Origin of the sequence: Xanthomonas populi (assembly GCF_002940065.1) — a bacterium.
Taxonomy (GTDB): Bacteria; Pseudomonadota; Gammaproteobacteria; order Xanthomonadales; family Xanthomonadaceae; genus Xanthomonas; species Xanthomonas populi.
The window spans coordinates 1-11,881 of the sequence record NZ_MDEJ01000120.1 but is presented as its reverse complement, the minus strand read 5'-3'; the positions used below and the strand labels follow the sequence as shown (position 1 = coordinate 11,881).

At 62.5% G+C, this 11,881-nt stretch carries 11 protein-coding genes and 5 pseudogenes; 11 read left to right on the top strand and 5 right to left on the bottom strand.

The features are described from left to right. Positions 1-251: pseudogene (locus tag XpopCFBP1817_RS16335) on the bottom strand (transposase); the annotation flags it as partial. A 185-nt stretch (positions 252-436) separates the two neighbouring features. On the opposite strand from XpopCFBP1817_RS16335, the gene kbl reads away from it, so the two are divergent. Both kbl and XpopCFBP1817_RS16325 read left to right on the top strand, forming a co-directional pair. Continuing rightward, positions 437-1,645, top strand: a complete 1,209-nt coding sequence (gene kbl, locus XpopCFBP1817_RS16330) for a glycine C-acetyltransferase (RefSeq protein WP_128417918.1) — start codon at positions 437-439, stop codon at positions 1,643-1,645. Then, entirely contained in the window at positions 1,645-2,034 is a 390-nt protein-coding gene (locus XpopCFBP1817_RS16325) for an HNH endonuclease (RefSeq protein WP_128417917.1), read from the top strand. Before kbl ends, XpopCFBP1817_RS16325 begins: the two co-directional genes overlap by 1 nt. Here XpopCFBP1817_RS16325 and XpopCFBP1817_RS16320 read toward each other — a convergent pair. The 3 genes and pseudogenes from XpopCFBP1817_RS16320 to XpopCFBP1817_RS16310 form a co-directional block, all read right to left on the bottom strand. Further along, positions 1,988-2,838: pseudogene (locus XpopCFBP1817_RS16320) on the bottom strand (pseudouridine synthase). The gene XpopCFBP1817_RS16325 and the pseudogene XpopCFBP1817_RS16320 sit on opposite strands and share 47 nt — an antisense overlap. 19 nt (positions 2,839-2,857) lie before the next feature. Next, complete coding sequence (locus XpopCFBP1817_RS16315; protein ID WP_128417916.1) at positions 2,858-3,376, bottom strand: hypothetical protein; 519 nt, start codon at positions 3,374-3,376, stop codon at positions 2,858-2,860. A gap of 190 nt (positions 3,377-3,566) precedes the next feature. Beyond that, the gene (locus tag XpopCFBP1817_RS16310) at positions 3,567-4,664 is read right to left on the bottom strand and encodes an OmpA family protein (RefSeq protein WP_023902839.1); all 1,098 of its coding nucleotides are present in this window, start codon (positions 4,662-4,664) and stop codon (positions 3,567-3,569) included. 413 nt (positions 4,665-5,077) lie between these two features. On the opposite strand from XpopCFBP1817_RS16310, the gene XpopCFBP1817_RS16300 reads away from it, so the two are divergent. The 9 genes and pseudogenes from XpopCFBP1817_RS16300 to XpopCFBP1817_RS16285 all read left to right on the top strand — a co-directional run. Next, positions 5,078-6,100, top strand: coding sequence for a zinc-binding alcohol dehydrogenase family protein (locus XpopCFBP1817_RS16300; RefSeq protein WP_128417915.1), 1,023 nt, complete (start codon positions 5,078-5,080; stop codon positions 6,098-6,100). A 304-nt stretch (positions 6,101-6,404) separates the two neighbouring features. Beyond that, positions 6,405-7,010 (top strand): annotated as a pseudogene (locus XpopCFBP1817_RS24105) (oxidoreductase); the annotation flags it as partial. Between the two features lie 106 nt (positions 7,011-7,116). After that, positions 7,117-7,638, top strand: a complete 522-nt coding sequence (locus tag XpopCFBP1817_RS24100) for an NAD(P)-binding protein (protein WP_425479124.1) — start codon at positions 7,117-7,119, stop codon at positions 7,636-7,638. Next, positions 7,547-7,999, top strand: coding sequence for an FAD-dependent oxidoreductase (locus XpopCFBP1817_RS24095; protein ID WP_244171208.1), 453 nt, complete (start codon positions 7,547-7,549; stop codon positions 7,997-7,999). Before XpopCFBP1817_RS24100 ends, XpopCFBP1817_RS24095 begins: the two co-directional genes overlap by 92 nt. A 93-nt stretch (positions 8,000-8,092) precedes the next feature. Then, positions 8,093-8,341 (top strand): hypothetical protein, encoded by a 249-nt coding sequence (locus XpopCFBP1817_RS24090; RefSeq protein ID WP_244171207.1) that lies wholly within the window; start codon positions 8,093-8,095, stop codon positions 8,339-8,341. Positions 8,342-8,710: 369 nt separating this feature from the next. Further along, positions 8,711-8,902, top strand: coding sequence for a hypothetical protein (locus tag XpopCFBP1817_RS22230; protein ID WP_208619647.1), 192 nt, complete (start codon positions 8,711-8,713; stop codon positions 8,900-8,902). Beyond that, positions 8,860-9,252 carry a hypothetical protein gene (locus XpopCFBP1817_RS22225; RefSeq protein ID WP_208619646.1) on the top strand — a complete coding sequence of 131 codons (393 nt, stop codon included), beginning with the start codon at positions 8,860-8,862 and terminating at the stop codon, positions 9,250-9,252. Before XpopCFBP1817_RS22230 ends, XpopCFBP1817_RS22225 begins: the two co-directional genes overlap by 43 nt. A 62-nt stretch (positions 9,253-9,314) precedes the next feature. Continuing rightward, complete coding sequence (locus XpopCFBP1817_RS22220; protein WP_208619645.1) at positions 9,315-9,647, top strand: hypothetical protein; 333 nt, start codon at positions 9,315-9,317, stop codon at positions 9,645-9,647. Between the two features lie 349 nt (positions 9,648-9,996). Then, a pseudogene (locus tag XpopCFBP1817_RS16285) lies at positions 9,997-10,326 on the top strand (transposase); the annotation flags it as partial. 6 nt (positions 10,327-10,332) lie between these two features. Here XpopCFBP1817_RS16285 and XpopCFBP1817_RS24085 read toward each other — a convergent pair. Next, positions 10,333-11,128: pseudogene (locus XpopCFBP1817_RS24085) on the bottom strand (IS30 family transposase). Positions 11,129-11,881: the final 753 nt, after the last annotated feature.

Here is an 11,881-nt window from a genome sequence, read left to right as displayed (position 1 = left end):
CCAGTATGGGTTTCCCGGCCAACGCTCGCACACCGCTTTCTCAGACAGGTCGTAGGCGTGTTTGAGGGACAGCAAACCGCTCGATCAAGCGCACCGGCAAGGCCGGCCGCCACCGGCAGGAGTGGCCGGCAAGCGCGGCGAAAGTGCCTGTTGCAACGCTACCCACGGCATCCGATGGCTCAGTTGCGCCAATGGATGGCGCAGGTCATCCGATTCTCCAAGCGCGAAAGAAACGACTCGGCGGCAGGCATGTACTCGGCGGCAGGACAGCGTGTACGCGTGGGCAGAAATTGCCAGAAACCAGCATGCCGCGTAGCGAAAACTGGTAGTTCTGGCACGCCTATCTCGCCAACAACGCGTTGCGGTGACTGGATGCTTGGGGTTTTTCAGGGGCGACTCGCTAAAATCGCGCTTCTTCCTGTCCATTGCGATTGCCATGACCACTGCACCCGCCGCGCTGACTGCCCACTACGCTGCCGAACTGGAGACGATCCAGGCCCAGGGCTTGTTCAAGTCCGAGCGCATCATCACCGGCCCGCAGTCGGCCCGGATCATGCTGGCCGATGGCCGCAGCGTGCTCAACTTCTGCGCCAACAACTACCTGGGTCTGGCCGACCACCCGGACATCATCCAGGCCGCCAAGGACGCGCTGGACAGCCACGGTTTCGGCATGGCCTCGGTGCGCTTCATCTGCGGCACCCAGGATCTGCATAAGCAGCTCGAGCGCACCATCGCCGCGTTCTTCGGCACCGACGACGCGATTCTCTACGCGGCCTGTTTCGATGCCAACGGCGGCCTGTTCGAACCATTGCTAGGCGAGCACGATGCGATCATCTCCGATGCGCTCAACCACGCCTCGATCATCGACGGCGTGCGCCTGTGCAAGGCCAAGCGCTTCCGTTACGCCAACTGCGACATGGCCGACCTGGAGGCGCAGCTGCAGGCCGCCGATGCAGCCGGTTGCAAGACCAAACTGATCACCAGCGACGGCGTGTTTTCGATGGATGGCTTTATCGCCCCGCTGGACGAGATCACTGCGCTGGCACGCAAGTACAACGCGCTGGTGCATATCGACGAATGTCATGCCACCGGCTTTCTCGGCGCCAGCGGCCGCGGCTCGGCCGAGGTAAAGGGCGTGCTGGACCAGATCGACATCATCACCGGCACGCTGGGCAAGGCGATGGGCGGCGCGCTCGGCGGCTTCACCACCGCCAAGCGCGAAGTAATCGAACTGCTGCGCCAGCGCTCGCGCCCGTATCTGTTCTCCAACTCGCTACCGCCGCATGTGGTGGCCGCCGGCATCAAGGCATTCGACATGCTGGAAGCCGCCGGCGAGCTGCGCACGCAACTGGTCGAAAACACCCACTACTTCCGCGAGCGCATGACCGCTGCCCGCTTCGACGTCAAACCCGGCGTGCATCCGATCAGCCCGGTCATGCTGTACGACGCGCCGCTGGCGCAGAAATTCGCCGAACGCTTGCTGGAAGAAGGCATCTACGCCATCGGCTTCTTCTTTCCGGTGGTGCCCAAAGGGCAAGCGCGCATTCGCTCCCAGATCAGCGCTGCGCACACACGCGAGCACCTGGACCAGGCAATCGCTGCGTTCATCAAGATCGGCCGCGAACTCGACGTCATCAAAAACTGATGCGCGCGGTGTTGCGCCAACGGCTACTGCTGGCGGCGCACACCGATGCCCAAGCCCAGTTATTGGACGACAATTGGGAAACCCGCTGCCTGCATTGCCGTCGGCGCTTGCAGCTGCGCGCAGATGGCGAACCACTCGGCCACGCCACCCTGGAACACGTGGTGCCACAGGCCTGGTTCGGTCGTCGTGCTGCGGCCGCGCTGTGCACGATGCTCGGCGACGATCCGAATGCGGCGCGCAATCTCGCCCTGGCCTGTGCCAGCTGCAATCACGCCAAGGGTCGCCGTCACGATGCCAACGGTGCCGGCGACGCACGCGCATTTGACGTTGTCAGCGCCTTGCTCAGCGCGCGTCTGGCGCGCTGGCGGGAGCCCCACTCAACGCCCTGACTTCCTCGTCGCTAAGCATTCGCCACCCGCCTTTGCCCAGCTCGCCCATCGCCAGCGACCCGATCGCTACCCGCACCAGGCGCAGCACACCGATCTCCTGCGCTACCAACAGACGACGGATCTGCCGATTGCGGCCCTCGTCCAGCACGATTTCCAGCCACGCATTGCGCTCGCCTTCGCGCAGCACGCCAACCTGCTTGGCGCGCAGCAGCACCCCATCGCCATCAGGATCGGAATCGGCCAGACCGGCCTGCAACTGCGCCAGTTGCGCAGCACTCGGGCGGCAATCGATCTGCACGGATAGGTCTTGTCCGGCCCGGTGGACGGATCGGTCACCGCCGCCGCCCATTGCGGATCGTTGCTGAAGAGCAGCAGGCCTTCGCTGGCCTTGTCCAAGCGCCCGACCGGAGCAAGCCACGGCAAGCCGGCGCCATCGAAACAGCGGTACACCGTGTCCCTGCCCTGCTCATCGCGCACAGTCGTCACAACGCCGCGCGGCTTGTTGAGCATCAGATAGCAGCGCGCCGGCCCGGCCAACGGCTGCCCGTCGACGGTGATGCTCGACTGCTGATCGACGCGGATCGGATATTCGGGGTCGCGTACCACGCGCGCAGCCACACTCACCCGCCCCTCGGCGATCCAGCGTGCCGCTTCGGTACGCGAACACACGCCTAGCTTGGAAAACACGCGCGCCAACCCATGACGTGGCGCGGTGGTCGCCGTGGCCGTACCGGAAGCGCGCGAAGCACCAGCCGGACCACGCTTGCGCTGCCGGGACGTCGCCGGCGGAGGCCGCCGGGTCATGCGGTCCCGGCCGTGCCGATTACTTGATTTCGACCGACTTGGCGTCTGCCGCACCTGCTGCGGCAGCTGCCGCAGCAGGTGCAGACGCGCCAGCGACCGGTCGTGCCTTGACAACGCGCACGCCGCGCGCCTTCATCCAGGCATCGAATTCTTCGGCGGTCATGCGCTTGCCGTTCTGGCTCATGTCAAAGCGCCACGGCGTGTTGTCGAACGCGGTGGTGGCGTTGTAGGCAGCCGGATCGTTCGGGTTGAGCGTGCCGCCGGGCGGAATCACCTTGGCCAGGTCCTGGCAGCCTTCAACGCGCAACCGAAGCAGCACGCGGTCTACCGACTGCTCGCTGGTATAGGGCTGAGCCAGCACGCCGGTGGGCATGCCCAGCTGGACGCTACGGGTGTAGAGCTCAGCCGCCGCCGGTGCAATCACCGTGGCAGGCAACGGCAGCGGTTGGGACACCGTGCTGCCGGCGCAGTTCGGAGCGGCGTCAGCGGCAGGAATCAAAGCGAGACAGAGCAAACCTGCCGTGGCAGTACGCAGCATCGGGTTCATCCAATTATGAGTTTGGTGTTAACGCGGCGAGTGTAGGCAGCGATGAACGCTGTTTCAACCGGAACCGTGCTTGGATGGCAACACAGACAGGTTTGGCGGCGCCTCGACGCACTTTTTTGGTTCCTACAAAGACAAAACCCGGCACAAGGCCGGGTTTTGTATGCAACAGCTAGCGATCCAATTAGTTCTGGACGTTCAGCTCGGTACGACGGTTCTTCGCACGGCCTTCCGGATTGTCAGAACCATCCGGGTTGGCGTTCGGAGCAATCGGACGGCTCTCGCCATAGCCGATCGGGCCGACCAGACGCGACGCATCAACGCCGTTCTTGGTCAGGTAGTCGTACACGGTGGTCGCACGACGCTCAGACAGCTTCTGGTTGTACGCGTCGGTACCCTTCGAGTCGGTGTGACCTGCAACCTCGACCTTCAGGTCGGGGTAACGCTTCAGGATCTCGGTCGCTTCGCTCAGGATGGACTGTGCGTCCGGACGCAGGGTCGACTTGTTGAAGTCGAAGTTCACGCCCTTCAGGTCGATCGACACAGGCACCGGGCAACCGTCCGGACCGATGGTCTGACCAGGCTGCGAAGCCGGGCACTTGTCGTCGCAGTTGTTGACGCCGTCACCGTCGTCATCCAGGTCTGCGCAGCTCGGAGCAACCGGAGCCGGAGCCGGCGGCGGGGCAGTCGACGGAGCCGGTCCCAACGGGATCACGACGCCGACCGAAGCCAGCACGTCGCCGAACCAGTCTTCCTGCGGAGCAGCAACGCTCTGGTCGTTGAAGTCAGCGCGATAGGCCAACTCGGCACGCACGGCAACGCGCTTGTCAAAGGTGGTCTGCAGACCGACACCAGCCTTGGCGGCAAAGTTGCCGTCTTTCTGCTGGCCCGGCGACACCGGGTTCGGGGTTGCGTCGAACTCTTCTTCCGAACGCTGGTAGCCCAGACCGAACAGCAGATAGGGGTTCCAGCCGCGGCCTTCAGCGATGAAGTGGCGACGCAGGTCGAACGAGATGCCGTACTGGCTCCAGTTCTGGTCCTGGTTGGCATCAAAGTTCGGGTTCTGATAGTTCAGCTCGCCGTCGATCGACCAGTTCGGGCTGACAAACTTGCCCAGACCCAGGGTCACGAACGGGGCATCATTGGTCAGACGATCGCTGTCCTGGAAGTTGAAGCCAGCGCTACCGGTCAGGTACCAACGGTCATCGAACTCCTGCGCGGACGCAGCCTGGGCAAACGCCAGGCCGCCAAGCAACGCGGCAGTGAGAATTTTCTTGTTCATGTATACAGCTCCTTCTTTGGGAGATAAACCGATAGAGGCGTGTTCTTTGGTAAAGATGCTCGTCACATCCAGAGCCATCGGGGCGCAGATTAAGCTGGCCTCAGTGAAGATCGCGTTAACGGACATATAACATGTGAAAACAATCACCAGGGCCCACGATCCCATTCAATACTACGTATACAGTTTAATGAAGGAAAGGACCGGGCACTCAGTTCGCACAGTTGCCCCGCATGAACCGCAGCCAAATTAAGCCAGTTGAATACGCTTACGGACTGACTGCCTGGTGGACGTGCCGAATGACCTCGCAACCACATTGGTGAATGCAAACCCTACTCCGAGCTGAATTGTGGTGTTGGTGGTTGCAGGCCAACGGCCTCACAACGCACCCTGAACTCCCCCACAGGAGCGCCCAGATGAAAGCCATCGCCCTCACTCGCCATCTGCCGATCGACGATCCGGAGTCGCTGCTTGACATGGAACTCCCGACCCCTGCAGCGCCATCGGGGTATGACCTATTGGTGCGTGTGGAGGCGATTTCGGTGAATCCAGTCGATACCAAGGTGCGCGCACCGAAGTCGCAAACGCTGGATGCGCCGAAAATTCTGGGCTACGACGCAGCTGGCGTGGTCGAAGCAGTGGGCCCGGAGGTCACTGCGTTCGTGGTGGGCGACGAGGTCTATTACGCAGGCGACATCGGCAGACCGGGCAGCAACGCGCAATATCAGTTGGTCGACGCGCGCATCGCCGGCTGCAAGCCGACCTCGCTCAGCTTCGCCCAGGCGGCCGCGTTGCCGTTGACCACGCTGACCGCGTGGGAGTTGTTGTTCCAGCGCATGCCGTTCGCCTTCGACGGCGCACGCAATCGTGGCAACCACTTATTGATCATCGGTGGCGCCGGTGGGGTTGGCTCGATCGCGATCCAGCTGGCAAGGCACGCCGGCTTCACGGTGATCGCCACGGCCTCGCGTCCGGAGACCATCGAATGGGTGCGGCAGATGGGCGCGCAGCATGTGATCGACCATTACCAGCCGCTGCATCCGCAACTGCAGGCGCTGGGCCTGCAGAGCGTGGATGCGGCGCTCAATCTGGCCGATACCGACCGCTACTGGCAGCAGTTGGGCCAGATCCTGGCGCCCCAGGGACACGTGGGCTTGATCGTGGAGCCGCGCGGCCTGCTGTCGATCGGCGACCCGTACAAATCCAAGTGCATCGGTATCCATTGGGAACTGATGTTCACGCGCGCCCGCTATGCCACCGAAGACATGGTCGAGCAGCATCGCATTCTCAATCGTGCGGCCAGCCTGATCGATGCGGGCGAACTGCGCACTACGCAGACCGAGACGCTGTCGCCGATCAATGCGCAGCAGTTGCGCGAGGCGCATCGACGGCTGGAAAGCGGCAGCACGATCGGCAAATTGGTACTGGCGGGTTGGTGATCGGCGTGACTGGTTGAGTTCGGCTGCTGCGTTTGCGTGTGCTTGTGGTCTTGCTTATTGCAAGGCGCGGCCCGCGACGGGCGCGGAGCCATCTGGATAGCTCCCCGCCCTCCTCTGCGAACTGCCAACAGCACCGGCAGCGTGCGCCAATACTTGCCGGCACGCCCGTTTGCCTGCATCGTGCGCACTCCGTACGCTAGCGGATCCATATAGTATCGCCCGCCACCGGCCTGCTTGACTCGCCCTTCCCCACCTGTTCAGCCCGCTCGATCTGGGCTTTACGCAACTGCGCAATCGTCTCCTGATGGGGTCGATGCACACCGGTCTTGAAGACCGCGCACGCGACTTTCCCAAGCTGGCTGCCTATTTCGCCGAGCGCGCTGCCGGTGGCGTCGGGCTGATCGTCACCGGTGGGTTTTCGCCGAATGTGGTGGGTTGGCTCAAGCCGTTCGGCGGCAAGTTGTCGTGGCCGTGGGAAGTGCGCCCGCATCGTCATGTGACCGGTGCGGTGCACGCGCACTGCGCCAAGATCTGCCTGCAGCTGTTGCATGCCGGGCGATATGCCTATCACCCGTTGTCGGTGGCGCCGTCCAAGCTCAAGGCACCGCTCAACCCGTTCACTACGCTCGCGTTGTCGGCGCTTGCAGTGGATCGGCAGATCGCCGCCTATGCACGTGCCGCGCGGCTGGCGCGCGACGCCGGCTACAACGGCGTGGAAGTGATGGGGCCGGAAAGCTATCTGATCAAAGAATTCACCGCCGCACGCACCAACCAGCGCAGCGAGGCCTGGGGCGGCAGCATGCGCTTTGCGGTGGAGATCGTGCTGCGCATCCGCGAGGCCTGCGGGCCGGACTTCATCATCATCTACCGGCTTTCGCTGGTGGATCTGGTCGAAGACGGCAACCAGTGGCAGGAGATCCTGGCACAAGCGCAGGCGATCAAGGCGGCCGGCGCGACCATCACCAATTCCCGGTATCGGCTGGCACGAGGCGCGCATTCCGACCATCGCCGCCTCGGTGCCGCGCGCGGCATTTGCCGGCATGACCGCAAAGCTCAAGCCGCACCTGCGCATTCCGGTGGTGGCGACCAACCGCATCAACATGCCGGAAGTGGCCGATCGCATTCTGGCCGACGGCGCAGCCGACATGGTGTCGCAGGCTCGTCCACTTTTGGCCGACCCGCAATGGGCCAACAAGGCCAGCGCCGGCCAATCCCACACCATCAACACATGCATCGCCTGCAACCAGGCCTGCCTGGATCATGTGTTCGACAACAAGCTGGCGAATTGCCTGGTCAACCCACGCGCGGTGCACGAAACCGAGCTGATCTACACGCCAACCAGCTTGCCCAAGCACATCGCGGTGGTCGGTGCAGGCCCTGCCGGGTTGGCCTGCGCGACGGTAGCGGCCGAGCGCGGCCACCAGATGACCTTGTTCGATGCAAGCGATGAAATCGGCGGGCAATTCCAATGTCGCAAAACGCATTCCGGGCAAGGCAGAATTCAACGAGACGCTGCGCTATTTCGGCCACCGTATTGAGGCCACCGGCGTGCAGCTACGCCTGAACACTCGCGTGCAAGCAGCCGATCTAAAAGACTTCGATGAGATCGTGCTGGCCACCGGCATCGAGCCGCGCAAGGTGGACTTCCCCGGCGCCGATCACCCGATGGTGGTCAACTCTCTGGATGTGGTGCTGGGCCGCCATGTAGCAGCCGACAAAGTCGCCATCATCGGCGCTGGCGGGATTGGGTTCGATGTCGGAGAATTTCTGGTGCATCAAGGCGTCTCGCCGTCGCTGGATCCGGCGCGCTTGATGGCTGAATGGGGCGTGGAGCCCAGCTTCGAAACACGCGGTGCGTTGGCCAAACCGCAGCCCGAGCGCCCTGCACGCCAGGTCTGACTGCTGCGGCGCAGCCCCGGCAAACCCGGCGCGCGTCTGGGCAAGACCACCGGCTGGATTCACCGTGCCACGCTCAAGGCCAAGGGCGTCAAGATGCTGGGCGGCGTGGAATATCTAGGTGTGGACGATGCAGGTCTGCGGATCCGCGTGGAGGGCACCGAACAACTGCTCGACGTGGGCACGGTGGTGATCTGCGCCGGTCAGGAACCGCGTCGCGAGCTGTTTGCCGCGCTGCAGGCCAACGCGCAGCAACCGCATCTGATCGGCGGTGCGGACGTCGCCGCCGAACTGGATGCCAAGCGTGCGATCAATCAGGCGTGTCGGTTGGCGGCGCGGTTGTAACAAGCTTACTGCGACTTCGTAGCAGTGACAGCCACTCTTCCCAACAGACGCCCGAGCGGGTTTGTGCATCTGCAAGAGAGCCGGATGGGCTATGACTTCGACGCTGATATCGATGGTCGCGAAAGCAATAGCCATTCTGCTCGGCAGACGCCTGCGCAAGTTTGTGCGCGGGCGTCTGGGATGAAACCAGATCGGCGCTGGCGTCGATGCTGCTATCCATGACGCGATACCATCGCGTAAGCCGCTGGTCGGAGCATGCTCGATGAATTGTTTTTTTGTGTCGCGAAGCGCGGTGCTGGAGTGCTGGAGTGCTGGAGTGCTGGGGCCAGCCTGGCCCGCGCGGGGCGTTCGCAATAGCGCGGTATTGCGTTGCTGGCCGTCGCCTTGTCGCTGGTCTTCGTGACGCCGGCATTTCCGCCCGATATCCGCTTGATCAGCATACTGCTGCTCAGCCTGCCGTTTCGCGCTGCGTATGCGATCGGCGACGCGACCCATAACACCTTGTTGGGATTGGGGCGTTGGCCTGGCATGGTGCGCGCGGTGTCAGTGCGCTGCGTCTGATCGGTAGCGGGCTGCCCGCGTTGTTGGTCAGCGCAGCGATCGGCCTGCTACTGAAAGACGGCACGCACACCGCCGCATCGACTGCGCTGATGATCGTCGCCCTGTATGGCAGCATTGCACTGCTATCGGCGTGGCGGTTACGGCAGACGCTGCAGCCCTACGCACACGTGCTTGCAGGCGCTCCAGAGCCGCCAGCTGCGCCAAGGTGGCAGCGCGATCAGTTGCTGCGGTTGGCCGTCATCGCAGCGCTGGCGTTGGCGCTGCAAATATTTACCAAAATTGGCACCTTATCTGGCGCAGTCGCGTCGCGTCGCGTCTCGGCTCGGCTGGATGGGGTAGCGCGCTGTTGATTGCCTATGCGCTAGGCAGCGTCTTCTTACAGCACTTGGCTGCGCGCTGGCCGACTGTCGCAATGCGTCGACTAGGCGTCAGCGGAGCCGCGTTGGCAGCACTGGGATTGGTGTTTGCCATTGTGGTGCCTCGACACATCGTGCTGGATGCCAGCTCGGCCTTCGGCATGGGTCTGGCGGCGGGCAGTGGCAGGCAATGGCTCTGGGCACAGCATGCAGAACTTGCCTCGCGCCATGGCCCCGCAGCGCAGGCCCGCGGATTCGCCGCACTCACCGCCACCGCCCAACGCGCACTGGCAGCCGGCAGTGCTCTGATCGGACTGCTACTCGGCGCATCCGACCATCGCACTGGAAACAACGCGCATCTGGCGTGGCAATCGCATTGGGGCCGATGATTTGCGGCGTACTGTGCGTGTTGATCGCCTGGGCCGAAAGCACTTTTGTAATGTCTGGAAAACCCAGATCTGTTGCAGCAGCATTTACATCGCAACACGTGTAATCGGATTGATAATGCAGGAAGAACTTCAGCAATTGCGAATGACGTTCTTTGCGATCGCAACGGTGCTTACCAGCAATCGCACTGCGTGCGTGCGTGCGTGCAAAAAATCTTCGCGCCACATGTGGTTGATGTGTCTGATTCAATGCGTTCGTATACTGAACATCAGGGCGGCTTCAACTCTGGATCGCACCACCAACGGGTGTGACGTGATCCAGGCGACCTGACCTGAGCGACCTCACCGCCAAGTGGAGTGGCTCAGGTCATCCAGCCGCCTGGATCTTCCGGAACGATACCGTCTGCATGCGTTGTATGAAACCGGCATGTCGATGCGGGCCATCGCCCGTGTATTGGAGCGTGCACCCAGCACGATCAGCCGCGAACTACGCCGCACCCAGCACGCTGGGCAGTCTCTGCCAGACCACGCGCAGCGCCTCAGCGAGCATCGGCGCACGCAGGCTGGCCAGCGTCCACGCATTGCTGCGGAGCGAATAGCACAAATCGAGGTCTTGCTGAACGAGGAGATCAGTCCGGAGCAGATTGCCGGTCGCATCGGCTTGGCCAGTCACGAATGGATGGCGGTCTCAAGACTCACGTGCAGCACGTGATGTGAACGTTGCAAGTTCTTCTTCCATTGCCTCGCTGGGTGTTGTCCAGCCCAGGGTTTTCCGTGGACGGGTGTTCATCAGTCAGGCGATGGTCAGTGAGGTATTCCTGACTGATGCCAGACAGGTCCGCTCCTTTGGGCAGCAACTGGCGAAGCAGGCCGTTGGTGTTCTCGTTGCTTGCGCGCTGTCAGGGCGCATGCGGGTCGGCAAACTACACATGCATATTTACCCCCTCCATCAGCTCGGCGTAGCGCGTCAGTTCGCTCCCGCGATCATAGGTCAGGCTCCGTTCGCATCGAGGCAGGAAGCGTTTTCATCTGGCGGTTAACCCCTTCCAGCGCATCTGCCGCCGTGCAGCCATCCATCCGGCACAGCACGACAACGCGCGTCTTGCGCTCCACCAATGTGCCGACGCAGGACCGATTGAATGCGCCCTTGATCAGGTCACCTTCCCAAGGGCCTGGAACCAAACGCTGCTGCACCTCCTGCGGGGGCAACCAGCGCCACAGCACCAGATGATCACGCACCACCTGAAACAGGTCGGTCCCCGGAGGCAGCCGTCGTCGCCTGATGCTATGCTGACGCCCCGGTAACGTCTCCCCGCACTGCGCGCGCAAGAGGCCGTGCTGTCCTGCCTGGCCACCGCCCGACTCACTGTCGACGGGCTTGTCCCCAAAAGCCTGGAGATCGAGCGCAGGCTTTGACCTCGCCGCGCCTGAATCTGGAGCATCGCGCGCGCTTCTGCGCTTAGGGGACAATAGCGTTTTGACAGGTGCATAACCTACTGGCTGAAAGGGTGTTGCACTTGGAACTTGAAGCGGCCCATTGGCGAGCGACATTGTGTTGCGAACGCGAATATCGACACGACACGCCGTGGCTCAATTGTCTCCGCCAATTCGCACCGACCAGCTCGCGCACTACTGTATTGCAGTACGTCTCGTCGTACGCCGCAAATGGCAACACATCTACGAAGCCGCTAACACAAAGCGCGTGCAGACCATTGCGTATGCACACGCCGCATACGCATCTCGATACATGGTCAATTCGCTAAAAATCAGCGTCAAAGCACACCCGCAAGTGATGATGATGTGTAGCACAGCGAGCAGCTGGTGCCGCATGCGCAACTTCCATGCATGCAGTGCCAGACAATCGAACAGTCGCGCATATGCTGAAGATTGCACGCGTATCGCGCCGATATAAGGAAGGTCTGAACAACGCTCCCGGCCGCATGAATCCAGCATCTTGAGCGCCATGAACGCGCAAGGTGGGTTTATCAGACGAGGTTTTGCGCGTTTCTGGCGGCTTCCACCGCCGCCAGGCAGCATTATCCACTAGCCGGCAACAGCTGCCGGCGCACCATCCATAGATTGGACAGCGCACACAAAGCCAGTACCTGCGCCTGAGGTTTCCCCACGTTTTCCCGAGATAGATCAGCTGGTTGCACCCGCATCGTGTAGAAACAAGTGCGCGCATGGCGCAGTCTTCAAGGTGACTAAGCCATAGAAGGACTGACGACCATGCGCGC

Excerpts from the sequence above, each read along its gene's own strand:
- kbl (WP_128417918.1), top strand. The coding sequence starts at position 437 with ATGACCACTGCACCCGCCGCGCTGACTGCCCACTACGCTGCCGAACTG.
- XpopCFBP1817_RS16325 (WP_128417917.1), top strand. The coding sequence starts at position 1,645 with ATGCGCGCGGTGTTGCGCCAACGGCTACTGCTGGCGGCGCACACCGAT.
- XpopCFBP1817_RS16315 (WP_128417916.1), bottom strand. The coding sequence starts at position 3,376 with ATGCTGCGTACTGCCACGGCAGGTTTGCTCTGTCTCGCTTTGATTCCT.
- XpopCFBP1817_RS16310 (WP_023902839.1), bottom strand. The coding sequence starts at position 4,664 with ATGAACAAGAAAATTCTCACTGCCGCGTTGCTTGGCGGCCTGGCGTTT.
- XpopCFBP1817_RS16300 (WP_128417915.1), top strand. The coding sequence starts at position 5,078 with ATGAAAGCCATCGCCCTCACTCGCCATCTGCCGATCGACGATCCGGAG.
- XpopCFBP1817_RS24095 (WP_244171208.1), top strand. The coding sequence starts at position 7,547 with ATGAAATCGGCGGGCAATTCCAATGTCGCAAAACGCATTCCGGGCAAG.
- XpopCFBP1817_RS24090 (WP_244171207.1), top strand. The coding sequence starts at position 8,093 with ATGCTGGGCGGCGTGGAATATCTAGGTGTGGACGATGCAGGTCTGCGG.
- XpopCFBP1817_RS22220 (WP_208619645.1), top strand. The coding sequence starts at position 9,315 with ATGCGTCGACTAGGCGTCAGCGGAGCCGCGTTGGCAGCACTGGGATTG.